Here is a 24,636-nt window from a genome sequence, read left to right on the forward strand (position 1 = left end):
CGGGAACGGGACCAGATACGACACGACGAGGGCAGCCATGGCTGACAGCGAACTCACGCAAGCGGAGCTATTCGACGTGTTCAGCAACGCACGGAGACGGCAGGCGGTCAGATACCTCAAACGACAGGGCGGCAGCTGTGATCTTGCGCCGCTCGTCGAGCAGGTCGCCGCCTGGGAGAACGATACCGATCCCGACGACGTGACCCGAACCCAGCGCCGACGGGTCTACATCTCCCTCTATCAGACCCACCTGCCGATGCTCGAGGATCACGGCATCGTCGATTGGGATCCGGACGGCCACGAGATCGACCTCCTCCCCAGCGAGGACCGGTTCGAACCCTACCTCGATCGGCACCTCGAGGAGCAACGGTCGTGGCACCGCCTCTACGCGGGGCTGACGGCGGTCGGCGTCGTCGCCTTCGCGCTCTCGTCGCTCGCCATCGGCCCGCTCTCGACGGGCCTCGCGCCGGTCGTCGCCGTCGTGCTCTGTCTTCTCGTTCTCGTCCTCGCGTCGGCACAGCACCTCTCACGTCGCCACGGCACGACCGTGTCACTCGGCTTTGCGAGCCGATAGGCCGTCGCCCTTTGCTCCCCGTCCGTCCTGTCGCCAGTTCGCGCCGAGTGCCGCTCTCCGACGCTCACGGAAGGGCACGACCGGCCGCTATCAATCGAACGAGAGGAAGCCAATCGGTACTAGCGATCGGCTTCCACGGCAACCGGCGACTCGAGCGATGAAACAGCGTCGGCGACGAGACGTGAAACGAAGACTCGAGCGCCGTCGCGAACGGTTGAACCGTTACCCGCCCGTCACCGACACCCAGAAGTGGGTCTCCTCGGCAGCGTTATCGACCGTCGGATCGGCCGGCGGTTCGCCGTGGTAGAGCAAGACGGCGATCCGGACGGTCTCACCGGGTTCCGCCGTGGGTGTGACCGACTGTCGCCCGGTTTCCGTGGCTCCGTCGCCGACGCTCACCTCGAGCTGTCGCAGCTCCGTCCGCTCGACGACTTCGCCGTCGGACACGATCTGCTGTTGGGCGACAACCGTGTAGTCCTGCCGTTCGCCCTCCTGATTCTCGATCGAGAGGACAAACGGCACCGACTCGCCCGTCGCGACCTCGCTTGGGAGCTGGCCGGCGACCATCTCGCCGTCCTCGTTCTCGCTGTAGAGCGCGAGCTCGGTGAACCCGCCCGCCGACACGGGAAACAGAAAGCCGACGAACAACGCGCTGACCGCCGTCCCGATCGCCAGAACGAGCACGATCGACGAGACGGTCGCGCCGCCGGTGTCGTCGCCGCGGAGCCGCTCGAGGCCCGCGATCGGGGAGACGGAAAACCGCTCCCCGTCTGGAACGCGAAGCCGCCTGATGGCTCCGAGCTGTGCGGTCACGACCGTCACCACCGTCAGTGCGGCTGCGATCGACGTGGTGGTCAGGCCCCACTCGGTAAAGGGCAACGCGATGGCGACTACCGGGACGGCCGCCAGCGATAGGACGAATGCCAAGCCCGCGCGTTCGACCGCGTCGATCCCCCGCGGGCGGGCGGCGGCGGTCGTCGCCGTCGCCGTCTCCTGTGCGGCCCGCTTGTCGGCGGGAAAGAGGACTGAGACGCCCGCATATCCCGGGAAGAACAGAGCGAGCGGGAACGTTACGAACAGCCGCAGGCTACTGTCGCTGCCAAACCTCATCACGACTGCATACGCCAATAGCGCGCCGATCGAGACGGCCGCGAGGTCGAAGGGGTACCGACGAACGATCCCAACGCCGGTCCGGGTGTTCGTTCGATGACTCATCGACGATCCACCGGCGCTCGCTGCGCGGTGCTCCGTCTCCGTGCGAATGATACGGCTGCCATTCTCGTTGGGTCGATGCACTCATCGATGCTTTGTTATGGGCCGTGTTACCGACACGATCACTCGATTTGCGGCCGTGACGGACGATGCGAGTGACGGCCACAGCCCGGTTCCGGACCGTCTTGGGACCGGTTGACGTTAGAAATCGACGTACTGGGATTCCCATTCGCGCCGCTCCTCGATCTGCTGTCGCCCGGCATCGGTGATCGCGTAGTAATTCGTTCGCCTGTCGAGTTGCCCCTTCTCGACCAGCTCCTTGTTGACAAGCGTATCCAGGTTGGGATACAGCCGTCCGTGATTGATCTCAGAGCTGTAATACTTTTCGACCTCGTCTTTGACGGTCTGTCCCGACGGTCGGTCCGCGCCTGCGATCACGTACAGCAGATCGCGCTGGAAGCCGGTCAGATCGTGCATTGCTCAATCACACAGACCGTTCCATTGAGCGGATATTTGTTATCCGTATCATACAGCGACCGTCCCTTCTGTTTAAACGGTATTACCCACAGGAAACACTCCGTTCGGCGGACAGTCGCTCGTAACCGGCCTTGCTGTGCTGATCAGCCCCTCCTCCCTCCTCGATTCGGTCTCCGCCAGCGCTCACCGGCTCGAGCGCTCCCGTGACCGTTTCGTGACACGCTCGGAGCAGGTCACCCGTCGGTATTCGAGACGATGACCTCGATTCCGTCCGCGCCGATCCGAACGCGAAGGACGTCGGCGGTCGCTTCGTAGGCGGTCGTATGCGAACCGTCGTCTTCGAACCGAACACACTCGGCCAAGAGCTCGCTCTCGAGGAGATTGTTGATTCGTCGGTAGACCGTCGCCGACGAGCTGTCGGTTCGGTTCGTCAGTTCCTTCGCCGTCTTCGGTCCCTCGCTCGTGGCGACGAGGATCGTGCGGGCGCAGTCGTCCCCGAGGACGTCGAGTTGGGCGGCGGGGTTGGCAGTCGATTCCGATCGCGTGTTACTCGCTTGCGTTGACATGGTCATAGTCGCTCGTCCGTGACGGTCGGGATCCGTTCGCTCTCCGAGAGAGGTGTCGATGCGAGAGAGTCGGCAGTGAGGCCACCACCGTTGCGAGTTCCACCGTACATTCGCGCACACCGATCGGTAAGCGACAGTGGTATTTTATAACGATGTACCTTATTCTCCGTCTCCGCGCCGTTCCACGTCGTAAGATCGTATTTCGCTCGAGAAACAACTGCTTTCGACGGTTTGCAATAGCGATCAATTCACTGTTAGAACGCTGACTGTGGTGGAACGCGACTGAATTCGGATTGACGGCCACCGTCGATCGATCCCTCGCTCCCGTCGGCGCAGCGCTTCTCTCCGCACTTCTCCGCCGGAAAGTGGCTGTTTCCCGGTTCTCATACCCGCTCTCCGACTAAACAGTCGGCGTCCTTTATTCGCGCTTGCTCCCCTTGATACGACGATACCCGGTCGAGTGCCTGCCGCGATGGCATCGCGTCCCACCGAACCGTCACAGCGGCCGATGGCTTCGGTCGGTCGGCAGCGCGCGAGACTCGGCCGAGTACACCCCCTCAAACCATGAACTCCCATCAACACGACTGGAAACCCATGGAATCGTCGACAGCCGGCCCACGGTGTCGAAACTGCGGGACCCACGTCACGCAGCAGTTCGCTCGCGTCTTCGGTGACAACGGCGATGTCGTCCACGGTTGCCCGTCCTGTACGACGTATCGCGAGATGCAGTCCGGCGGTCACCTCCCCGGTGACTGACGCTCCGTTTGTCCGTCAGCCGCGACAGTCGATACCCATTTTCGCTCGAGTCCAGATCGTCCGACGAGTCGCCGGTAGGCCACCTCGGTGACCGGCGATGCACGCTCTAGGTCGGCACTCGTCCGCTTCCGACAGCTTGTCGCGGCGGACGCTCGAGCGACAGAAACCCCGGTACTGTACCTTCCGCTTACGATCGTTCGAGGACACACCGAGGTCGCCGGCCGAAGCAGATGAGAGCGTAACCTGCAAAAGTTAAAGTTCGTGGTTGGAGAAGTGTGGTGACATGGTCGTTGGTGGTGGACTGTCACTCGAGAATCGGTGCCCTCTCTCTCTGATCGATGTCAGTTCAAACGAACAGAACTGAGCCGCTCGAAGAGAGCGAGGTGTTTCACATCCTCGGTAACGATAGACGTCGGGCTATCGTCCAGTTACTCGCGGACGAAGGCAGCAAGGTCGACGTCTCCGACATAGCGAACGAGATCGCCGCGACGGAATCGGACACCTCTCCGGTGCCGAACAACCTGTACAAGAGCGTTTACGTCTCTCTCCAACAGACGCACCTCCCCCAGCTTCAAGAGGACGCCGTGATCGAGTACGACTCCGATGCCAAAACGATCCGGCCAGGCCGTCACTTCGACGACGTGCTCCGGTACGTCGACGGCCACAACGACGATCACTCGCGAGTCCTGCAGGTTCACCTCGCCCTCTGTCTCCTCGGTCTCGCCGTCATCGCACTAGCCGGACTCGGCCTCCCGGTGCTCTCGACTATCGATCCGGTCCTCGCGAGCGTGCTCATCTTCCTCGCGATCGCCGCGAGCGCCCTCTATCGGCTCCTCGGTTGACAGGGGTCGGTAACGGGCCGTGTCGAGCGTTCGAAAACCGCCATCACAACACTGTCGCGATACGGCGGCGAGAAAAGACGCGCTGTCCGTGGTGTCTCCCGCTCAGCCCAGTAACCCGAGCGCGGCCGAGCTCTCGTTGAGCCCGTTGGTTTCGTTGAGACCGTCAGTCTCGTTGAGTCCGTCAGTTTCGTTGAGCCCGTCCTCTGTCTCATTGAGACCGTCAGTTTCGTTGAGCCCGTCCTCTGTCTCATTGAGACCGTCAGTTTCGTTGAGGCCGTCGGTCTCGCCGATGTCGTCCGACTCGGTCAGTTCGATCATCGCGACTTCGCCGGATCTGTCAGTTAGAACCATGTGAACGTATTCGCCGGTCTGGAGGCCAGCCGTACTGACCTCGAACTCGACGTCCTCGCTCGCATTGGCCTCGAGCGTCACGTTCTGCTCGGTGACGAGGTCACCGTCGAGACGGAACTGGACGGCTTCGGTCCGCTCCTGGTCCGTCGGGTTCGTGACGGTCGCCGTCACGGTGATGTTCTCACCGATAGTGGCGCTGTCGGGTGCCTCGAGGTTAGTGACGTTGAAGGTTTCGGCTGCTTCCGGTTCCTCCTCGGTCACGTTGTCCTCGGTGATGTTGTCTTCGGCCGGCTCCTCCTCAGTGACGTTGTCTCCGATTGGTTCGTCGTCGGTGACGTTATCTTCGGTGATGTTGTCTTCAACCGGCTCTTCCTCAGTGACGTTGTCTCCGATCGGTTCGTCGTCGGTGACGTTGTCTTCGGCCGGCTCCTCCTCAGTGAGGTTGTCCTCAGTGAGGTTGTCCTCGGTGATGTTTTCCTCTACCGAAGGCGGCTCTTCGGTAACGTTCTCTTCGAACGGCTCTTCAGTAACGTTCTCTTCGAACGGCTCTTCGTCCGTCACGTTGTCGGTCGGCTCTTCTTCGGTGATGTTATCGACCGGTTCCTCCTCCGTCACGTTGTCTTCCGTGACGTTATCCTCGGTCGGCATTCCATCGGTGATGCCGTCGATTTGATCTGGCAGATCGTCGGCACTGATGTCCGGACTGATGACGAGAACGTAAACGCTCACGTTCTCGACGTTCAGCTCTTCTATCGTCGTGTTCTCCACGGTGACGAAGATCGGCCGATCCTCAGCGTCGGCCGGCATTTCGCCGATCGGCATTTCGTCGACCGGTATCTCGTCCGTGACGTTGTCTTCGGCCGGCTCTTCTTCCGTCACGTTATCTTCGATCGGTTCGTCGTCGGTGACGTTGTCTTCGGCCGGTTCGTCGTCAGTGACGTTGTCACCAATCGGTTCATCGTCGGTGACGTTGTCTCCGATCGGTTCATCGTCAGTGACGTTGTCACCAATCGGTTCATCGTCGGTGACGTTGTCTTCGGCCGGTTCGTCGTCAGTGACGTTATCGGTCGGCTCTTCCTCAGTGACGTTGTCTCCGATCGGTTCGTCGTCGGTGACGTTATCGGTCGGCTCCTCGTCAGCGGCCTGTTCGACGGTGACGACCGCCTGGTCGGTCACCGGTTCGCCGTCGGACGTGAGAAACGGTCCGTCCGCCTGCCCGTCCGTCTCGACGAAGTCGTACGTCTGATTCTGATTGGTGTCGCGATGCGGCATCGCGATCAGCGTCTCGTCTTCCTCGAGTGGCTCGTCGAGCGTGATCGTGATGTTCTCGTGCGTGCCCGCCTCGAGGTAGTCCGAGGTGCCGACGACGCTCCCGACGACGTTACCCACGAGGAGGCTGCTATCGTGGATCGTCACGAAACCGGGACTCGCCAGCGTGGCGTTCGCGACGACGACCGTCTCGCCCTCGGTCGTCTGATCGTCGAACGTCACGTACGCGCTCTGCGTTTCATTGGTCTCGTTCTCCAGTGCGGCGTCGTCGTCGGAGACGGTTTCGTTATCCGTCGCGTTCTGTTCTCCCGTATCGTTTGTCGAATCGTTTGTCGGTTCGTACTCGTCTTCGCTGACCTGTGCGCTCTCGTCGACGGTCCCGCCGCCCGACGCAGCGGCGACCATCGCCCCGCTCGAGCCCACGAGCATCAGCGCGGTGATTACGACGAGTAACTGTTTGCGTGCGTTCATGGTTGCCCTGAAGGCATCAGTCTCGTCGTCGTTTCGGCGGATAAACCGGCGGAACCATTACGGTGAGAAATTGGATACTACGGCCCAGCGGCGGCGTATTTAGTGGTCCGTTCGTTCGCGGAAAACAACGGTTGTTGAGAGGAACGGTCTCGCGCTAATCGTCGGTTGCCTGTTCGGGCGACTTCGACGCTGTCGGTTCGTGTCCCGGCAGACAGACCAGATTCTCCCGTCCGAGCCGGAGCTTCGTGACCTGGTCGTCGTCCTCGAGGTCGGCGAGCAACCGGCTGACTTTCGCTTTGGACCAGTCGACGGAGTCGACGATTCTCGATTGCTTCATTCGGCCCCCGTTTTCCCTGAGCAGTTGACGAACGCGTTCCTGATCGGTCATGAACTCCTCGTAGTCCGAGTCCGTCTCGTTCGCCAGCGTCGGCGGGTCCTCGTATCGGTTGCGGACGATGAGTATCACACCGAGGAGCGCCAGCGCGACCATTCCGGCGAGTGCCGCCAGGTGCGCATTGCCGTCTAACTGGAGCGGGCGGACGAACGCCGAGACGAGCTCCGGCCGCGGACCCGCGACGATCGAAGCGGCGGCCGCTCCGCTGGTCGACGGACTGAACGTATCGGTGGCCGTGGAAACTCGTCGGCGGATGCTCATGGCTGTTTGGGGGCTGTGTCTACGTGATTCATGTCCTGTACCGTCGTGACCGCCTTACAAATTGTTTTTTATAACCCATCTGCTGTTATGATTTCGACTGTCATTCAACGCACCCTCACTGTCAGTTTCTCAAACGAATTCGACGCAGAGGTGATCGTATACGGGCGTTCCTTCGGCGGTGGAACCGCGTCAACGAGACCTGTGCCAGTAAGAGACGTCTCAGTCATGGTATGGGGGGCCTTTGTTCGACGAACCGAATAAACTCGACCGTACGTTTGGAACGGTTAGCACGGATTCGCCCCGGATTCAGTCAGTAAGCAAACGATTCGATGACCCTCATCGAATCGAACACGGGCGACCGTACCCCGTCGGGACGCGTGTCGCCGACCGGTTTCGAGAGCCCACAGCGGCCCACGAACGAAGAGCACGCCGGATTCGAGGACGGTCCGATGCGAACCGTTAGCTGTGCGACTCGGGTTCGCTGTGTGGCTCTCGGACAGTGCCGGCGTCCTGCCCGGCCGGTTCCGACGCACCGACCAGCGATCGAATCCCCGACTCGAGGCCGATGCGGGCGTCGAATCCGAGTTCACGGCTCGCCTTGGACACGTCCGCACCGCTGTGTCTAATATCGCCGACTCGAGGCTCGCGGTGGACGACTGGCGAGGTGGAACCGGTCGCGTCGCGGATCGTCTCGGCGAGGTCCGCGATCGCCGTCCGCGTTCCCGTTCCGATGTTGTACGCCTCGCCGACGGCGTCGGTCGTCGCTGCCCGCAGGTTCGCCCGGACGACGTCGCGGACGTGGACGAAGTCGCGGCTCTGCTGGCCGTCGCCCTCGATCGTGATCGGCTTGTCGGCTCGCGCCTGCTCTATGAACGTCGAGATGACGCCGCTGTAGGGACCCCGCTGGCGCGGGCCGTAGACGTTGAAGTAGCGCAGAGCGACAGTCGGCAGGCCGTACAGTTCCTCGTAGAGACGGGTGTATCGATCGAGCGCCCCCTTCTGTACGCCGTAGGGCGACGTCGGCTCGATCCCTGCCGTCTCGGAGACCGGCAGTTCGTCGGGATGGCCGTAGACGGCCGCGCTCGAGGCGACGACGACCCGGGCGTCCTCTTGACGGGCCTGTTCGAGGACGAGCAGGCTGGCCTCGAGGTTCGTCCGATTGCTCTGCCGAGGTTCGTCGACGCTCTGTGCGACGCTGACGAGCGCGGCGTGATGAAAGATGAGGTCGACGCCGCGGGCCGCCCGCTGGAGGGCGATCGGGTCGCGAATATCGCCCTCGATCACCGTCGCGTCGTCGGAGAGGTGAGTCCGGTCGCCCGTCGTGAAGTCGTCGAGCACCCGAACCTCGTTCTGTGGCGTCAGGGCGTCGACGAGGTGGCTGCCGATGAACCCGGCACCGCCGGTCACGAGTATCGTTCTATCGCGGATCGCTGGCGTGTCCATCGCTCGGCGCTACCAGCACCGCGCTGTTTAGTATCCGATTCGTACCCCCTGCGAATTCACGCTCGAGCCGGCGGAAGGCGCTGCTTACAGCCTCTCTGTCTCGGGCTCGATCGAGATCGCAGCAGGCGGTGACACGACCGGCTTCCGTCGACGCCGGCGAACTCCGGCGGGCGGGGCGTGGCGTGCACTCGAGCAGTTTGGGGAAGCTATATGCGCCGCCCTCGGCAACTCCACGGCAATGACCGTCGATCTCGTCGTGCGCAACTGTACCGTCGTCACGCCCGCGGGGCGGACCCCCGACGCGGGCGTCGCCGTCGAGGACGGAACCATCGTCGCCGTCGGTCGGAGCGACCGGCTTCCCGACGCGGATCGCGTCCTCGAGGGCGAGGGGAACGTCCTCGTGCCGGGCATCGTCGACTGCCACATCCACAACCGCGAGCCCGGCCTCGAGTACAAGGAAGACTGGGAGTCCGCGACACGGGCGGCCGCCGCCGGCGGCGTCACGACCGTCGTCGGGATGCCGAACACGGACCCGGTCATCGACCGGCCCGAGCACCTCGAGTTGAAGTTCGAGCGCGGCGAGGCCGCGGCCCACGTCGACTTCCAGAGCTACGCCGTGGTCACGAGCGAGAATCTCGATCTCATTCCCGAGATCGACGCGGTCGGCCCGCTCGGGTTCAAGATCTTCCTCGGGTCGACGGTCGGCGACGTGCCGCCGCCGAACGACGGCGAAATTCTCGAGGCGATGGAGCAAATCCGCGAGACGGGCAAGCGCCTGGGCTTCCACGAGGAGAACGGCGAAATCATCGACCACTACACGGAGCAGTTCAAGGCCGAAGGACGGAACGACCCCATCGATCACTCCCACTCCCGGCCCGTCATCGCCGAGCGGGAGGCCGTCGAGCGGATGATCACCTTCGCCGAGGAGACCGGCGCGAAGGTCCACATGTTCCACGTCTCGTCGGGCTCTGCGGCCGAGGCCGTCGCCCGCGGCAAGGATCGCGGTGTCGACGTGACCGCGGAGACGACGCCCCACTACCTCTGGTTCACCGAGGACGTCATGCGCGAGAAGGGCAACGTCGCGCGGGTCCAGCCGCCCATTCGGGACGCCGAGGAACGCGACCGGCTCTGGGAAGTCGGCATCGACGACGGCGCGATCGACTGCATCGCCACCGACCACGCGCCCCACACCCCCGAAGAGAAGAAGGTCGACGACCCCTTCGGAAACACGTGGGACGCAATTTCGGGCTTCGTCGGCCTCGAGACCGAGGTGCCAACCATGCTCACCTTCGTCGACCGAGGACGGCTCTCGCTCGAGGAATGGGTGCATCGGCACTCGACGAACCCGGCGCAGGTCTGGGGGATGTATCCGGAGAAGGGCTCGTTGCAGGTCGGCACCGACGCCGACTTCACGATCGTCGATCCCGACCTCGAGTGGACGGCCGATAGCGCCGACCTCCACTCGAAGAACTGCGTGACGCCGTTCGACGGCGAGTCGTTCCGAGGGAAAGCGGTCGCGACGGTCGTCCGCGGCGAGGTCGTCGCCGAGGACGGCGAGGTGGTCGGCGAGTCCGGCTACGGAACGCGCGTCGACATCGACGCCGACTGATCGGGCGAACGGAACCGTCATGTCGTTATGCATGACAGTTCTCAACTCATGAGAGAAGCAGTCGGTATATATTCGTCACCCCTTCCATCGGATCCGATACGGGAAACGAGTATGACCGACGCAGACGCCGCCGCCGACGACTGCCAGACGGACAAGACCAAACGGCTCCGATCGGTGTATCTCTCCGTGACCGACGGCGACACTGATCCGGTCGTCGAACCACAGGAGGACGACTCCACGACGCGCGAGATTCACGAGGAACGCGCCGACGAGGCCGTCGGTCCCGCAGAGCACCACGGCCTCGACGACGCGATCGGCGATCCGGAACCGGCCGATTGAATCACCCGCCGAGCCGGTCGTAACGGGCTATCTGCCCTCGCACTCCTAGCCGTTTTCACCGCGATTACCGATCGCTGCTGCGGTTCGCTCGGTACTCAGCGGCCGGCGAGAGCGAGACGCGACTCTCCCTGTTTTCTCAAGTCTACGTATCATTATTTAACACTGCTAGAAGGTTTTAATATTACACAACTATATCAACTTGATCGCGATGTCCGATAGAGCAAGCGGCGTAGACGACAGTTCGAATCGATTGCGACGAACCGTGCTAAAGGCCGTCGGCGGTACTGGCCTCGCAGCGACGGCGCTCCCCGGACTCAGTTCCGCCGCGACCGGTGACGGGTTCCTCTGCTCGGTGGGCGTTCCGACCCTATTCCAGAAGGACGAGACACCGCTCGATCCGGAGCAGGTCGGTGTCGTCAACGGTCAGTGGAACGCGCACGGAATTTTCATGCACCAAAACGAGTCCTTGCGAGGTTGTGGCCTGTTCGGTGGCAACTGCGACTCCTATACGGTCGATTTCCCCTTCGTCATCAGTTGGGCGACCGATGCGGACCCAAGCGACGTCGGCGAAGTCTACGCCAGACTCGCCCTCGAGACCCCTGGCACCTCCTATGATGGCGGCGGCTGGAGCACGACGATCCGAAGCACCGAAACGACGGTCGAGAGCCAGAACGCCGTCGGCTCGCTCAGCACCGAGTATCACACCGAGACCGGAATGTCAGGGAATCTGTTCCGACCCACGTCCCTCGAGCTCGAGGTCGACTTCCGGGATTCCAACATCGCCGACGGTGTCGAGCGACACACCGTCGAGTTCGCGACCCCGAACGAGGGCCTCCTCGAGGCGGCGAACTTGATCGAGACGACGGACACCATCTACGATAACGGCGTGAGGATCGCGAATCAGCTCGTGAATATCAATTTGAACACACTTCGAAAGGCGGTCCGACTCTGGGCGTACTCGTCGACGGCCGGCAGCATCGACATGATCGACCCGGACGGCCTCCCCGAGCAAGCGGTCGTGTCGGGAGTTTCGGCGTTCAAGGAGCCGATCGAGGACCAACAGGAGCGCAACGCCTGGGGCGCAGACGCGGTTGCGACCCTCTCGGGCCCGACGGTCGTTCGCCGTTCGTAGATCCGCTGCGGATCAGTACCGGGTCTATATTAGTACTCGAGGTCCGCGCCGACCGCGTCCTCGACCGACGAAAAGCCGTCACGCTCGAGCAGCGCCACGAGCCCCCGGTTGATCCGCTTTGCCGTCGACGGCCCTTCGTAGACGAAGCCGGTGTAGAGCTGGACGAGTGAGGCACCGGCCCTGATCTTCCGATAGGCGCTCGCAGCGGAATCGACGCCGCCGACGCCGATAATCGGAAGATCGCCGTCGGTGTAGTCGGCGATCGTCCGGATCACGTCGGTCGAGCGACCCGCGATCGGTTTCCCGCTGAGCCCACCCCACTCCTCGCGGCGGGGCGACGCGAGACCCTCGCGGCTGGTCGAGGTGTTGGTCGCGACGATGCCGTCGAGGTCGAACTCCCGGACGATGTCGACGAGATCGAAGATCGACTCGTCGGGTTCGTCGGGGCCGATCTTGACGAGGATCGGCACGTCGCGGTCGTTTTCGGCCTCGAGCGTCTCGAAGATCGCCCGGAGGTGGTCGGGCGAGGCCTCGTCGAACTCGTCGGGCGTGTTCGGACAGGAGACGTTGACGACGACGTAGTCGGCAAACGGCGAGAGCCGATCGAAGACGCGCCGGTAGTCCTCGATCGCCTCGCGCTCGCTCGAGGAGTTCATCTTCCCGACGTTCACGCCGAGGGGGATATTTGGCGTCCCATCGGCCTCGAGTCGGGATTTGACGCGCTCCATCCCCTGGCCGTTGAAGCCCATTCGGTTGACCATCGCCTCGTCCTCGCGCAGGCGGAACAGCCGAGGGCGGTCGTTGCCGTCTTGCGGGTAGGGTGTGACGGTGCCGATCTCGACGGAGCCAAAGCCCAGCGCCGCGAGGGCGTGGGTCACTTCGGCGTTCTTGTCGAAGCCGGCGGCGACGCCGACCGGGTTCGGAAACGTGGTATCGAACAGGTCGACCTCGAGGGCCGGATCGTCGTACCGATAGGCGTACGAAAGCGCCGCCCGCGTCGGTCGCGTCGACTGGGCCGCCCGGAGCGTCCGCTTGCCGAGGTCGTGGGCCGTTTCGGCCGGCAGTTTGAACGCGAGGGGGCGAATCCGCGAATACAGCGTCATTATTGGCAGTCCGAACGGCTACCAGGTAAACGTCCCGAAATGCCGGGCGCAAGGGCCACGCGGTCGGTTTTCATTCCCGAAAGCGATCCGCGACCCGCTCACGAAGCACCGTCTTCTGGACCTTCTCCCCGTTGGGTCCCTCCGTCGTCGGGAACTCGTCGACGAACTCGAACGCGTCGGGGACCTTGTAGTCGGCCACGCGGGAATCGAGAAACGCCTCGAGCTCCCCCGCGATCAGCCCGTCGTTTTCGGGGACGACGAACGCGACCGCGACTTCGCCGTGGCGCGGATGGGGCGCGCCGACAACCTCACAGGAGCGCACGTCGGGGTGAGCTTCGACCGCCGACTGGATCTCCCGCGGTGCGACGAGAAAGCCCCGGATCCGCAGGGCGTCGTCGAGCCGCGAGCGGTAGTAAACGTAGCCGTCATCGTCGATCGCGGCGAGATCGCCGGTGTAGAACCACCCCGAGTCGTCGAAGGCCGCGGCGGTCGCCTCGGGTTTCCCGAGGTAGCCATCGGCCAGGGGGTAGCCCCGGATCGCGAGTTCGCCTTCCTCGCCGGCCGGCAGTTCCTCGCGGGTCTCGGGATCGACGATCGTCGCCTCGATAGCTGGATGGATCGGCGGCCCGCCGACGCGCTTGCGCCGCTCGATCGGATCGGCGGGATCGCCGACGAAGAGCTGGCTGTTGGCCTCCGAGAGGCCGTAGGGCTGGACGACCGGGAAGCCGAACCTCGACTCGATGCGCTCGAACAGGTCCGCGTCGAACCCCTTGCTGATGAACCCCACGACGCCCTTGTCGACGGTCTCGACGCGCGAGGGCTCGAAGGCGTCGTGCTCGAGCATTCGTTCGAACATCACGCCCAGCCCGGTGAGATAGGTGGCGTCGTACTCGTCGATCAGTCGGATCGTCTCGCCGGGATCGAAGTGGGTCTGTGCGACGAGCGTACCGCCCGTTGCGAGGACGCTAAACAGCGTGTTGTAGCCCCAGATGCCACAGAACGGCAGCGTCGCGACGGCGACGTCCTCGTCGGTCACGCCGAGGTGGTCGGCGACGTGCGCCGAGTGGTTCAACAGCGACCGACTCGACTGGAGACACCCTTTCGGATCGCTCGTCGTCCCGCTCGTGTAGAAAATCGCCGCCGGGGCCTCGGGATCGGTCGCGGGCTCGAGCTCGCCCCGATCACGCGCTCGCCCCGTCTCGCACACGTCGTCGTAGGCTCGCAGCGCCGGGAGGTCGGCCGCCGACTCGAGGCTCACGACCGCCTCGAGCGCGGAGATCGAGTCGGGAGCGAACTCGTCGGGCGACTGCTCGGCGACCTCGGGAACCGCGGTCGCGAGCATCTCGTGGTACTCCCGGCCGAGCAGCTCGTCTTCGGTGACCAGAACGCGCACACCGGCGTCCGCGAGCATGTACTCGAGCTCGCGGGTCCGGTAGCGGGTGTTGACCGCGACCATCGTCGCGCCCAGAGCGGAGGCCGCGAGTTGACAGGCGATCCACTCGGGCCGGTTGCCCAGCCAGACCGCGATGACGTCGCCCTCCGAAACGCCCAGTCCGGCGAGTCCGCGGGCGAGCGCCCGACTCTCTGCGAGCAGGTCCTCGTAGGTCCACGTCGTTTCCTCGAAGACGACGGCCCGTCGGTTTGGGGCGGTCGCCGCGACCGCTGCGATCCCCTCGTAGATGGTCTCGGTTGGCCACGTGCGCATTGATACCACGCGTGGTATCGGAGACCAGGGGTAAAACGGTTGTGCGCCCGGAGACTCGCGTGCGAAGCGCAGACCGGCAACGCGACGGCCTGCCGGCCCGCAACTCAGTTTCCGTCGCGGATCCGCTCTGCGTCCGGGCCGAACTCCGAGGCGAGCAGATCGGGAACGTCGGCCGGCGTCACGTCCGAGTACCAGGTGTTTCGCGGCTGGATCGTGATCGCCGTTCCGTCCTCGCTGCACAGCCCCAGACACGACGTCGTGCTGACGGAGACCGCCGTCCAGAAGGCGTCTCGCTCGCGTAGCCAGTCTTTGACCGCCGCAACCGTCTCCTCGGCACCGGCCGCGCCGCAACTCGCGTACTCGGAATCGCGGTCATTGGTACAGACGAAGACGTGCGCCGAGAGGCGCTCGCGGTGCTGTTCGGTCCGTTCGTTCATGGATTGATTAACAGCTCCTCGCGTCGCTCTGTCGCCGGTCGCACGCCGGATCGCGTCTGGAGCCAGCCGAAACAGCCGGCGACGAGCGCCCAGAGGGCGGCCTGGCTCAGGACGGTCAGTCCACGAAAGGCAGCAACGAGAGCGGTCGGCATCGCGCCGGCGGTCACGATCGTCGGCGCGCCGAGCGCGGTGACGGCTGCGAGCGCGACGGCCGGGACTGCGGCCGCGACTACCCCGAGCGTGCGGCCCCGGGGAGCGACGCGAGCGTAGCCTCGAACCGACGCCGCGGCGACGACCGCGCCGACGGCCATCATCCCGACGTAGATCGCGATCCGCAGCGTCGGTGTGTAGGCCTGTTCGGCACCCGGCGTCGTCGGCGGGAGGACGAGCCAGGGGGCGACCGAGACGCTGAAAAAGCCCGCGCCGGCCAGGACGTAGGCCTTCGCGTTCCCGCGACCGGGCAGGGCCGGCTCGAGGAAGTAGAACGCCAGCGCGAAGACGCCGCCGAGCAAGATTCCCCAGAGGACGCCGCCGCCGACGCTGACCGCTGCGGTCGTCGCCTCGCTTACGACGTGACCGCCGGTGTGGGCGTGCTCGCCGGCAGCGTGAGCATGGCTACCGTGGTGGCCGCCCTCGGCCACGGTCTCCATGTAGCCGATCAACGGGTTCGCGACGAGCGCCACGTAGGCCCCGTAAGCGAGACCCGCGATCGAACCGGCGAGGACGCCTCGCTCGAGGTAGTCGACGAGCATTAGTGACAGATGACGCCGGCCGCGTGCCGGAAATTATGCATCGCGTCGTGGGCCAGCGGTTCCTGAAGGAACAACAGTGTGAACGCAAGCGCCGCGGCGAACGCGAAGACGGCCAGCAGTTGGCCGGTGGTGAGTTCGTCGCGCGCCGTTCCAATCCGATCGTGAACGCTATCAGTCGCAGTCATACAACTCAGATTTCAATACTGAAACTACGATTGTAAAGCTACCGATCGGCCGAGACCGGCCCTCAACTCGTCCCTCGTCGACTACGCGGCGGAAACGGGGCAAAACATCACGAATATCTCGGATGAATTCGCCAAAACGGACGACTGCTGTCGGATAACGAAATCGTTTTCCTACGGCTGCCGCTTCACTCGACTAACAACGAGAGCCATGTACATCCACCAACGGTCACCCGGGGGGAGACGCCGTGGCGGTTGAACGCCTACTCGTTCCGCTGTCGGACACGGTGACCGTTCGGCAGACGGTCGGCTACGCCGTCCAGGCAGGCCTCGAGGCCGCCGACTCCCTCGAGTGCCACCTCGTCGTTGCACTTCCCTACGACGCCGACGTCCCAGAAAGCGATCGCTACCGCGAAGACGCGGCGGAACTGCTCTCGCGGGCGCGAAACTGGGCCGAGGAGGACGCGGGCGACGCGGACGTGACGATCGAGACGGCGACCCTCGGAGCCGACGAGTACCTCTTCGGCCCGCGAGATTACGCCGAGATCTTCGACGCCTACGCCGACGACCACGCCATCGACCGCGTGGTCATCGACCCCGAGTACCAGCCCGGCGTCACCGCCCAAATCCTCCAGCCCTTGGAGCGCGAACTCGAGCGTATCGGGCTGGCCTACGACGAGGCACCGGTCGAGCGATCGGCTCGACGCGGCCGGCTCGTCGGCGGGACCGAGGACTTCGACCGGCTATTCGCGACGTTCTGGATCTCGTATGGCTTCTATCTCGTCCTGGGTGATCCAACCTACTGGTTCGATCTCGTCACCGGCGCGGCGGTCGCCGCTATCGCCGCGGTCTCGCTCGCGCAGGTGACGTTCTCGGTGCCGCTGGACCGGGTCCAGTCGCCGATCCGGACCGTGCGGTTCGTCCTGTATATCCCGTACCTACTCTGGGAAATCCTCAAGGCCAACATCGCGGTCTCGGCCGCAGTGCTTCGGCCATCGATGCCGATCGAGCCCACGCTGACGCGGGTCAACGCCCGCGTTCGAAGCGGCCTGCCCCTGACCGCGCTGGCCAACAGCATCACGCTCACGCCCGGTACCCTCACCGTTCGGGCCACCAACCAGGAGTTGCTCGTCCACACGCTGATCCCAGACGCCCAGGAGGACCTGTTCGACGGCGGCTTAGAGCGTGGCATCCGCTTCGTCTTCTACGGCCGGGAGTCGGCGGCGATCCCCTCACCCGAGGAGCGCGACGACGCCGAGATCGTTGGGGGTGACGAGCTATGACGCCCCCGCTCGCGGACGTCTTCCTCTCCGCGGCCGCGGCGTTCGTCGTCCTCGCGATCGTATTGCTATATCGCGCCGTCGTCGGACCGACGACCCAAGACCGGCTACTGGCGGTGAACGTCCTCGGGACGAACACGGTCGTCATCCTCGCGTTGCTGACCGTGGCTCTCGGCGAGCCGTGGTTCCTCGATATCGCGCTGATCTACGCCCTGCTGAACTTCCTGATGTCGATCGCGATTTCGAAGTTCACCGTCGAGCGAGGTGGGGTGCTATGATCGAAGCCCTTCGCTTCTGGGTTGCCGTCGTCTTCGTCGGACTGGGCGTGTTCTTTACGTTCGTCGCGACGGTCGGCGTCATCCGGCTTCCCGACGTCTACGCCCGCACGCACACGGCTTCGCAGGCGGACACCCTCGGGGCCGGGCTGACCCTCGCCGGCGTCGCGGTGGCGCTGGGCTGGCAGCACGCGACGGTGTACACCGTCTTGTTGCTGTTTTTCGTCTTTATCACGAACCCGACGGCGGCCCACGCGATCGCACGTTCGGCGGCCGAGACGGGCGTCGAGCCGCGACTCGCCGACGACGAGAGCGAGCCGGAGCACGACCCCGAGCCGGCACCCTCCGGACGAGGTTCGGAGCCGACGGACCACGACGCGGGAACGGGAGGTGACCCGCAGTGAGCGCCTTCGCGTACGCACTTGCGATCTTCATACTCGCGACTGCGGTCGCGACCGTGCTGTTTCGCGACGTGCTGTCGGTTATCATCGTCTTCGGAGCCTACAGTCTCGGTATGGCGATCCTCTATACCTTCCTGTTGGCCCCCGACGTGGCGATGACCGAAGCCGCAATCGGGGCCGGCGTCACGACGCTGTTGCTGTTGCTGACGATCGCGCGGACGACACGCCCCTCGACCGACGGACTCAGAGAACGGATCCACGTCCCGGGAGCCGTCGCCGTCGGCGCGTTCGTTCTCCTGCTTTGTACCGTCGTCCTCCCCGAGATGTACCCGGTCGGTATCACCGACACGCCGGTCTGGACGGATCCCCAGGTGACCCAACACTACATCACGGAGACGTACGAAGAGACCGGCGTCGAGAACGCGGTCACGGCCGTGCTGGCCGCCTACCGTGGATTCGACACGTTCGGCGAGGCGGTCGTCGTCTTCGCCGCCGGCGTCTCAACGCTGCTCGTGTTGAAACGTGAGGTGTTCGCCTGAATGGCAGACTCTTACGACGATACGTACACCGAAAGCCAAGTGATCATGACCGCCGTGAAGATCATCGCACCGTTTACGCTCACCTACGGGCTGTTCATGACCTTCCACGGAGGCGACGCCCCCGGCGGCGGGTTCCAGGGCGGCACCATCGTCGGCGTCACGGTCCTCATGCTCGCCTTTGCCTTCGGGATTGAGCCGACCCGTCAGTGGCTCCGCAACTCCTTGCTCGTCGGCCTCGTCACCGGCGGCGTCGTCATCTTCGGCGCGATCGGCCTCGCGATGGTCGCGCTGGGCGGAGAGTTCCTCGAGTTCTATCAGCTCAAGGAAACCTTCCACGTCAAACCGAAATGGGGACTCGAGGCCGTCGAGATCCTCGGCATCGCGCTGATCGTCTCGGGGACCATGGTCGGCCTGTTCTTCTCGATGGCGGCGGGGTTCGAGCCCGAACGCCCGAGCGGGACCGGCGGGACCGGCCGGTCGGACGACCGGGAGGTGAGCGACGATGATTGAGTTCCTCTCGAACTACTACCTGTACGCGCTGGTGTTCGTGGTGCTCGGTATCGGGATTTACATGGTGATCGCCAGCGAGAACCTCGTGAAGAAGCTGATCGGGGTGAACCTCTTCCAGACGGCCATCTTCCTGTTTTTCGTCGCGATGGCCTACGTCGAGGGCGGTTCTGCGCCGATCGTGCCCGCCGAGAAGAACCCCGGCGAACTGCTCGTCGCGAGCCCGCTTCCCCAAGTCATCGTCCTGACCGCAATCGTCGTCGGGATCGCGCTGACGGCGGTCGGGCTGGCTCTGATCATCCGCATCTACGCGGAGTACGGGACGCTCCGCGAGGACACGCTTCGGGAGGTGCGTGCCGATGAGTAGCGTCGACCTGCTCCTCCCGCTGCTGATCGTCGTCCCGCTGCTCGCGGCGACGCTGCCGATCGCGCTCGGCCTGCGCTACGACCGGACCGGCTGGGGCGTCGCCGCGCTCGCGACGACCGGCCTGTTCGCCGCCGCGGTCGCCCTCGCAAGCGTCGTCTTCGCGGACGGGGAGGTGACCCACGAGCTCGGCGGCTACGAGCCGGCGTTCGGCATCCAGCTCGTCGCCGACGAGTTCTCGGTGCTGATCGTCCTGCTCGTGACGGCCGTCGCCGCCGGCGTCCTCGCGTACACGCGCCGGGGCGGCCCGCGCGGGAACACGTTCTACACCGCCTACCTGCTGCTGGTCGGCGGCCTGCTGGGCATCTCGCTGACCGGCGACGTGTTCAACCTCTTCGTCTTCCTCGAGATCACGAGCATCGCGACCTATGCGCTGGTCGCCAGCGGCGACGGCCCTGAGTCGGCGGTCGCCGCGCTGAAGTACCTGATTCTGGGTACCGTCGCCGCGTCGATGTACCTGATCGGCGTCGCCTTCCTGTTGATGGCCACGGGGACGCTCAACATGGTGGCACTCGCGACCCAGATTCCGGCTGCCGAACGGCCGCTGTTGATTCGGGCCGGCTTCGGGTTCATCACCGTCGGCTTCGCCACCAAAGTCGCCCAGTGGCCATTGCACACGTGGCAGCCAAGCGCCTACCAGCAGGCTCCCGACGGCGCGACGCCGTTGATCGCCGCGCTCGTCTCGACGGCCTCTGCCTACGCCTTCGGCCGGCTGATCGTGACCGTCTTCGGCGTCGATTACCTGGCCGGGATGGGGAACGCGGCCGCGATCGTCCTCACCATCGGCTGCGTGAGCGTCCTCGCGGGCACCGTCCTCGCCGTGATCCAGACCAGAGTCAAGCGGATGCTCGCCTACTCGTCGGTCTCGCAGTTCGGGCTCGTCATCGCCGCCTACGGGGTCGTCATCGCCGGCGGCTCCGAGACGGCGTTCGTCGGTGCGACGATCCACCTGCTCGGCCACGGCCTGTTGAAAGCCGGCCTCTTCCTGTCGGCCGCGCTCGTCGCGACGAGCCACGGCGCACGGACCGTCGACGAGTACGCCGGCCTCGCAAAGCGCCGACCGATCGTCGCCGGCGCGATGGCCGTCCTCCTGCTGGCACTGGTCGGCGTCCCACCGGGCGTCGGCTTCGTCGGTAAGTGGTACATCGCCCTGGGTGCCGTCCAGTCGCAGCTGTGGCCCGTCGCCGCCGTAATCTTCCTCAGTACCATGCTCACCCTCGCCTACGCCGCCCGCCTGCTCGAGAAGATGTACTTCACGCCGCCGACGGTCGAGACGTCCCGTTCGAGGCCCGCCGCGACCGACGGCGGAACGACCGCCGCCGCCGCGATCCGCGGCGAGGGGTCGGCTGACGCCGTCTCCGTCGGTATGATCGCCGTCGTCGTGATCGCCGCGGTCGGGGCCGTTGCGCTCGGCTTCGCGGGCGGCACGATTGCCGACTTACTCGAGCCGTTCCTTACAGAGGTGTTCAACTGATGGTCGCAGACATTCGACCGTTGGCCGCCGTCCTTGTGTCGGCGGTCGCGATCGTCCTGATCGTCGCGTCGCATCGCCGTCCGAACCTACGCGAGGGCTGGTCCGTTCTGGCCGCCCTCGCGAAGTTCGGGATCGTCGTCAGCATGCTTCCCGCCGTCATGGACGGGACCGTCTTCCGGTGGAGCCTCGCGGAGTCGACCGGGATCCAGTTCCTCGAGGGGATCGACTTCGCCCTACGCGCCGATCCGCTGGGGATCTTCTTCGCCCTGCTCGCGAGCTTTCTCTGGATCTTCACGTCCTTTTATGCGGTGGGCTACATGCGCGGCCTCGACGAGCACGCCCAAACGCGCTTTTTCGCGTCGTTCGCGGCCAGCCTCTCGGCCGCCGTCGGGATCGCATTCGCGGCAAACCTCGTGACGATCTTCGTCTTCTACGAACTCCTCTCGCTGGTCACGTATCCGTTAGTCGCCCATAACGAGGACAGCGAGGCCCGCATCGCCGGCCGGAAATACGTCACGTACACGTTCTTCGGCGGCGGTGTCTTCCTGCTTGCCGGCACCGTCATGATCTACTGGCTCACCAGCCTGACGATCGCGGGACCGACGCTCGCTTTCGAAGCCGGCGGTATGGACGCGCTGGCCGCGGCCGCCCAGACCGACCCGGTCTACGCACAGGCCGCGTTCTTCCTGCTCATCGCCGGGTTCGGCGTCAAAGCTGCGCTGATGCCGCTGCACTCTTGGCTCGCCGACGCGATGGTCGCGCCGACGCCCGTCTCCGGACTGCTCCATGCCGTGGCGGTCGTCAAGTCCGGCGCGTTCGGTATCGCGCGAGTAATTCTCGAGGTCTACGGCCCCGGCCTCATTCACGATCTCCCGCTCGACGTACCGGGGATCGGTGAGGTCGGATTGAACGTTCCCGTCGCGATCGTGGCCGCGTTCACGCTGACCGCGGCGAGTATCATCGCGATGCGGAAGGACCACCTCAAGCGCCGGCTCGCCTACTCGACGACGGCACAGCTCTCCTATATCGTGCTCGGGCTCTCGATGTTGCACCCCTACGCGATTGTCGGCGCGCTGTTCCATATTCCCGCACACGCGTTCGCGAAGCTCACGCTGTTTTTCTGTGCCGGCTCGATCCACGTCGAGACCCACACCGACTACATCAGCGAGATGGCCGGTATCGGAAAGCGGATGCCGCTGACGATGGCCGCCTTCACCGTCGGCGCGGCCGGCATGGCCGGCCTGCCGCCGATCGCCGGCTTCGTCAGTAAGTTCTACATGCTCATCGGGGCCGGCTCCATGGGCGGCGAGTACTGGCTGTTCGCCGGCGCGTTGCTGCTGTCGGCCGTCCTCAACATCGCCTACTTCTGGCCGGTCGTCTACACCGCCTTCTTCGAGAGCGAAGACTACCACGACGCCAAACCGCTGCTCGAGTTCCCACGAGGCGGTCTCTTCGAGTCCTATACGGCCGAGTCCGATGACGGCGTCGCGACGGACGGCGGTGAGGCGAGTAGCGAGGAGCACCACGCCGACGGCGAGGAGACGGACAGCGAAGGAACCGATACGGCGGCGGACCGATCGGCCGAGACAGCCGCGTCGGCCGACGGCGAGGAAGACTACGAGTACGCCGTCGATGAGTATCCAAGCGACCACACGGTTCCCGACGATGTCGACCCCGAGTCGCGAGGCGAACGCGTCGGTACCGTCGACCATCACGGCGACTACGACGACCATCTCACCGGCGGGCCGCCGGCCGACGGCTGGCCGCGTCGCTCGCCGTTCGCGGAAAGCACGTGGCTCATGCTCGCCCCGATTGCCGTCATCGCGACCGGTGCGATCGTCCTCGGCGTCGCCCCCGACTACGCCGTCTTCCTCGAGCTAGCGACCCAGATTGTCGAGGAGGTCTTCGGGCTGCCGCTCGAAGAGCTGGGGACCGTTCCGTTCGCGGAGCTTGCGACGGAGGTGAGCGCCTGATGGAACTCGAGTTCCTCTCGCTGGCCTATCCGCCGCTGTTGGTCTTCGCGGCGGCGCTGCTCGTGTTCGTCCTGCCGCGGATCGCCGGCTTCACCCTCGGCGCGCTCAGCCTCGCAGCCGTGTTGGCGATTTCGCTATTCGTCCCCGAAGGTCACTACCTGACCGGCACATTCCTCGGATTCGAGGTGGTCCCGTTCTACGTCGACGAATTCTCCCGAATGATCGGGATCGGGCTCGGCTTCCTCGGGATCTGTAGCGTCATCTACGCCTACTCGAGCGAGGCCAGCAAGGCGCTGACCGCCCTCGCGTTGGTGTACGTTTCCTCGTCGATCGGGGCGGCGTTCGCGGGCGACTGGCTCGTGCTCCTCTTCATGTGGGAGCTCATGGCCGTGACGAGCACGCTGGTGGTCTGGCACTACGGTGGGGACGCGGTTCGGGCCGGTTTCCGGTACGCGCTCTTCCACGGCACCGGCGGCGTGCTCGTGATGCTCGCGGTCGCGGCTCACTACATTCAGGTCGGGACGTTCGTCTACAGCGACGGGGGTATCGCCGACGGACTCCCGGCACTGCTCGCCGTGTTGGGAATGGGCGTCAACGTCGCGTTCATCGGCCTCCACACGTGGCTGCCCGACACCTACCCGCGACCGCACTTTGCGGCGTCGGTGTTTCTCTCGGTCTATACGACCAAGACGAGCGCGTTCGTCCTCTACCGGGCGTTTCCCGAGGGCGAAGGAACGCTGTTCCTCGCGTACATGGGTGGATTAATGGCCGTCTACGGCGCGGCCTTCGCCCTGCTACAACACGACATGCGAGCGCTGCTGTCCTACCACATTCAGGCTCAGCTCGGCTACATCATCGCCGGAATCGGGATGACATCCGGCATCGCCGTCGCCGGCGCGATGACGCACCTGCTCAACAACATCCTCTTCAAGAGCCTGCTGTTCATGGCCGTCGGCGTCGTCATCTACCGTACCGGCGAGGAGGATCTCTACGAACTCGGCGGCCTCTGGCGTGAGATGCCGCTGACCGCCATCGGATACGGCCTCGGTGCGTTCTCGATCACCGCCATCCCGGGCTTCAACGGTTACGTCAGTAAGGGGATGCTCTTCAACGCTGCCGATCCTCACTACTACGGCGAGCCCCAGTATCAGGCGCTGTACTGGCTGCTCTATCTCGGCGCGATCGGGACCCTGCTCTCGTTTATCAAGCTCGGCTACTACGTCTTCTTCCACGGCGAGAGCGATTTCGAGGTCGCCGACGCCAAACCCGGCCAAACCGTCGCGATGCTGGGTCTCGGCGGGGCCTGTCTCCTGCTCGGTGTCTGGTGGCAGGGGCTTGCCGACCTCGCACCGACGGTTCACCACCTCGAGTTCTCGTACGCCGGCGGGGCCGAACACGGCCACCTTCACCCGTACAGTCTTGGTCACCTGCAGACCTCGGGGATACTGATCGCGATCGCGGTCGTCGCGTTCGCCGTCGTCCGCAAGCCGCTTTCGAAGCTCGATCTCGAGGACCCGGTGATGGTCGTCTATCCCGCGACCTACTACGTCAGCCGGTGGTCGATGCTCGCGGTCACCGAGACCTACGCCGCCGTCGACGCCACGGTCGTCGGCGTCGTCAAACGCTGTTACTGGGTCGGGAACAATCCCGTCCTGGCGGTCGACGCGGCCGCGCGCCGGCTCCCGCTGGTCGACGTCGACGAGCGTCGACCGACCGACGGCGGCCGGCCGTCGACGATCCACCTCCGGGCGGGCATTGGCACCACCGTCTTGGTGCTGACGGTCGTCTTGACCGTGGTCCTGTGGCTGCTCGTGGTCTAAGCCGTCGGACCAGAAACGATCGACGAACCTCGCTACGAAGTCGGGGCGTGATCGACTGACCTACTTAC

At 64.8% G+C, this 24,636-nt stretch carries 26 protein-coding genes; 15 read left to right on the top strand and 11 right to left on the bottom strand.

The window, feature by feature from the left end; translation table 11 throughout:
- Nucleotides 1-37 precede the first annotated feature (37 nt).
- Nucleotides 38-574 (top strand): hypothetical protein, encoded by a 537-nt coding sequence (locus tag ACJ70B_RS16010; RefSeq protein WP_408957989.1) that lies wholly within the window; start codon nt 38-40, stop codon nt 572-574.
- A 222-nt stretch (nt 575-796) separates the two neighbouring features.
- On the opposite strand, the gene ACJ70B_RS16015 is transcribed toward ACJ70B_RS16010, so the two are convergent.
- The 3 genes from ACJ70B_RS16015 to ACJ70B_RS16025 all read right to left on the bottom strand — a co-directional run bounded on the left by ACJ70B_RS16015 (nt 797) and on the right by ACJ70B_RS16025 (nt 2,829).
- Complete coding sequence (locus ACJ70B_RS16015) at nt 797-1,789, bottom strand: DUF1616 domain-containing protein (protein WP_408957990.1); 993 nt, start codon at nt 1,787-1,789, stop codon at nt 797-799.
- A 198-nt stretch (nt 1,790-1,987) separates the two neighbouring features.
- Nucleotides 1,988-2,263: a PadR family transcriptional regulator gene (locus ACJ70B_RS16020; protein ID WP_408957991.1), complete on the bottom strand. Its 276-nt coding sequence runs from the start codon at nt 2,261-2,263 to the stop codon at nt 1,988-1,990.
- A gap of 233 nt (nt 2,264-2,496) precedes the next feature.
- Nucleotides 2,497-2,829, bottom strand: coding sequence for a helix-turn-helix domain-containing protein (locus ACJ70B_RS16025; RefSeq protein WP_408960124.1), 333 nt, complete (start codon nt 2,827-2,829; stop codon nt 2,497-2,499).
- Between the two features lie 594 nt (nt 2,830-3,423).
- Here ACJ70B_RS16025 and ACJ70B_RS16030 point away from each other — a divergent pair.
- Both ACJ70B_RS16030 and ACJ70B_RS16035 read left to right on the top strand, forming a co-directional pair.
- Nucleotides 3,424-3,585, top strand: coding sequence for a hypothetical protein (locus tag ACJ70B_RS16030; RefSeq protein ID WP_408957992.1), 162 nt, complete (start codon nt 3,424-3,426; stop codon nt 3,583-3,585).
- A 338-nt stretch (nt 3,586-3,923) separates the two neighbouring features.
- The gene (locus tag ACJ70B_RS16035; protein WP_408957993.1) at nt 3,924-4,427 is read left to right on the top strand and encodes an ArsR family transcriptional regulator; all 504 of its coding nucleotides are present in this window, start codon (nt 3,924-3,926) and stop codon (nt 4,425-4,427) included.
- A gap of 102 nt (nt 4,428-4,529) precedes the next feature.
- On the opposite strand, the gene ACJ70B_RS16040 is transcribed toward ACJ70B_RS16035, so the two are convergent.
- The 3 genes from ACJ70B_RS16040 to ACJ70B_RS16050 form a co-directional block, all read right to left on the bottom strand.
- A complete protein-coding gene (locus ACJ70B_RS16040; protein WP_408957994.1) occupies nt 4,530-6,518 on the bottom strand; it encodes a hypothetical protein in 1,989 nt (662 codons plus the stop codon).
- 154 nt (nt 6,519-6,672) lie between these two features.
- The gene (locus ACJ70B_RS16045) at nt 6,673-7,173 is read right to left on the bottom strand and encodes a helix-turn-helix transcriptional regulator (protein WP_408957995.1); all 501 of its coding nucleotides are present in this window, start codon (nt 7,171-7,173) and stop codon (nt 6,673-6,675) included.
- Nucleotides 7,174-7,632: 459 nt separating this feature from the next.
- Nucleotides 7,633-8,616, bottom strand: coding sequence for an NAD-dependent epimerase/dehydratase family protein (locus ACJ70B_RS16050; protein ID WP_408957996.1), 984 nt, complete (start codon nt 8,614-8,616; stop codon nt 7,633-7,635).
- Nucleotides 8,617-8,854: 238 nt separating this feature from the next.
- Between ACJ70B_RS16050 and allB the strand changes: the two genes are divergently transcribed.
- The 3 genes from allB to ACJ70B_RS16065 all read left to right on the top strand — a co-directional run bounded on the left by allB (nt 8,855) and on the right by ACJ70B_RS16065 (nt 11,696).
- Nucleotides 8,855-10,225, top strand: a complete 1,371-nt coding sequence (gene allB / locus ACJ70B_RS16055; RefSeq protein ID WP_408957997.1) for an allantoinase AllB — start codon at nt 8,855-8,857, stop codon at nt 10,223-10,225.
- Nucleotides 10,226-10,336: 111 nt separating this feature from the next.
- Nucleotides 10,337-10,564, top strand: coding sequence for a hypothetical protein (locus tag ACJ70B_RS16060; RefSeq protein WP_408957998.1), 228 nt, complete (start codon nt 10,337-10,339; stop codon nt 10,562-10,564).
- Between the two features lie 208 nt (nt 10,565-10,772).
- A complete protein-coding gene (locus ACJ70B_RS16065; RefSeq protein WP_408957999.1) occupies nt 10,773-11,696 on the top strand; it encodes a hypothetical protein in 924 nt (307 codons plus the stop codon).
- A 29-nt stretch (nt 11,697-11,725) separates the two neighbouring features.
- Here the strand turns inward: ACJ70B_RS16065 and ACJ70B_RS16070 are convergent, their stop codons facing one another.
- The 5 genes from ACJ70B_RS16070 to ACJ70B_RS16090 all read right to left on the bottom strand — a co-directional run bounded on the left by ACJ70B_RS16070 (nt 11,726) and on the right by ACJ70B_RS16090 (nt 15,878).
- Nucleotides 11,726-12,799: a quinone-dependent dihydroorotate dehydrogenase gene (locus tag ACJ70B_RS16070; protein ID WP_408958000.1), complete on the bottom strand. Its 1,074-nt coding sequence runs from the start codon at nt 12,797-12,799 to the stop codon at nt 11,726-11,728.
- Nucleotides 12,800-12,869: 70 nt separating this feature from the next.
- Complete coding sequence (locus ACJ70B_RS16075; RefSeq protein WP_408958001.1) at nt 12,870-14,504, bottom strand: class I adenylate-forming enzyme family protein; 1,635 nt, start codon at nt 14,502-14,504, stop codon at nt 12,870-12,872.
- Nucleotides 14,505-14,608: 104 nt separating this feature from the next.
- Nucleotides 14,609-14,941: a (2Fe-2S) ferredoxin domain-containing protein gene (locus tag ACJ70B_RS16080; RefSeq protein ID WP_408958002.1), complete on the bottom strand. Its 333-nt coding sequence runs from the start codon at nt 14,939-14,941 to the stop codon at nt 14,609-14,611.
- Nucleotides 14,938-15,693, bottom strand: coding sequence for a CbtA family protein (locus ACJ70B_RS16085; RefSeq protein WP_408958003.1), 756 nt, complete (start codon nt 15,691-15,693; stop codon nt 14,938-14,940). The genes ACJ70B_RS16080 and ACJ70B_RS16085 overlap by 4 nt, the downstream gene beginning before the upstream one ends.
- Nucleotides 15,693-15,878, bottom strand: a complete 186-nt coding sequence (locus tag ACJ70B_RS16090; protein ID WP_408958004.1) for a CbtB domain-containing protein — start codon at nt 15,876-15,878, stop codon at nt 15,693-15,695. Before ACJ70B_RS16090 ends, ACJ70B_RS16085 begins: the two co-directional genes overlap by 1 nt.
- 245 nt (nt 15,879-16,123) lie before the next feature.
- On the opposite strand from ACJ70B_RS16090, the gene ACJ70B_RS16095 reads away from it, so the two are divergent.
- The 9 genes from ACJ70B_RS16095 to ACJ70B_RS16135 are packed head-to-tail and all read left to right on the top strand — an operon-like array spanning nt 16,124 to nt 24,568.
- Nucleotides 16,124-17,158 carry a monovalent cation/H+ antiporter subunit E gene (locus tag ACJ70B_RS16095; protein ID WP_408958005.1) on the top strand — a complete coding sequence of 345 codons (1,035 nt, stop codon included), beginning with the start codon at nt 16,124-16,126 and terminating at the stop codon, nt 17,156-17,158.
- Nucleotides 17,155-17,433, top strand: coding sequence for a cation:proton antiporter (locus ACJ70B_RS16100; RefSeq protein WP_408958006.1), 279 nt, complete (start codon nt 17,155-17,157; stop codon nt 17,431-17,433). The genes ACJ70B_RS16095 and ACJ70B_RS16100 overlap by 4 nt, the downstream gene beginning before the upstream one ends.
- Entirely contained in the window at nt 17,430-17,834 is a 405-nt protein-coding gene (mnhG, locus tag ACJ70B_RS16105; protein WP_408958007.1) for a monovalent cation/H(+) antiporter subunit G, read from the top strand. Before ACJ70B_RS16100 ends, mnhG begins: the two co-directional genes overlap by 4 nt.
- Nucleotides 17,831-18,370 (top strand): DUF4040 domain-containing protein, encoded by a 540-nt coding sequence (locus ACJ70B_RS16110; RefSeq protein ID WP_408958008.1) that lies wholly within the window; start codon nt 17,831-17,833, stop codon nt 18,368-18,370. The genes mnhG and ACJ70B_RS16110 overlap by 4 nt, the downstream gene beginning before the upstream one ends.
- Nucleotides 18,371-18,880 carry an MnhB domain-containing protein gene (locus tag ACJ70B_RS16115; RefSeq protein WP_408958009.1) on the top strand — a complete coding sequence of 170 codons (510 nt, stop codon included), beginning with the start codon at nt 18,371-18,373 and terminating at the stop codon, nt 18,878-18,880.
- A complete protein-coding gene (locus ACJ70B_RS16120) occupies nt 18,873-19,244 on the top strand; it encodes a cation:proton antiporter subunit C (protein WP_408958010.1) in 372 nt (123 codons plus the stop codon). Before ACJ70B_RS16115 ends, ACJ70B_RS16120 begins: the two co-directional genes overlap by 8 nt.
- Nucleotides 19,237-20,775: a proton-conducting transporter membrane subunit gene (locus ACJ70B_RS16125; protein WP_408958011.1), complete on the top strand. Its 1,539-nt coding sequence runs from the start codon at nt 19,237-19,239 to the stop codon at nt 20,773-20,775. The genes ACJ70B_RS16120 and ACJ70B_RS16125 overlap by 8 nt, the downstream gene beginning before the upstream one ends.
- Entirely contained in the window at nt 20,775-22,748 is a 1,974-nt protein-coding gene (locus tag ACJ70B_RS16130; RefSeq protein ID WP_408958012.1) for a proton-conducting transporter membrane subunit, read from the top strand. Before ACJ70B_RS16125 ends, ACJ70B_RS16130 begins: the two co-directional genes overlap by 1 nt.
- Nucleotides 22,748-24,568: a Na(+)/H(+) antiporter subunit D gene (locus tag ACJ70B_RS16135; RefSeq protein WP_408958013.1), complete on the top strand. Its 1,821-nt coding sequence runs from the start codon at nt 22,748-22,750 to the stop codon at nt 24,566-24,568. The genes ACJ70B_RS16130 and ACJ70B_RS16135 overlap by 1 nt, the downstream gene beginning before the upstream one ends.
- Nucleotides 24,569-24,636 lie beyond the last annotated feature (68 nt).

The sequence above is a fragment of the Natrinema sp. 74 genome, from assembly GCF_046097095.1.
In the GTDB taxonomy this organism is placed as follows: Archaea; Halobacteriota; Halobacteria; order Halobacteriales; family Natrialbaceae; genus Natrinema.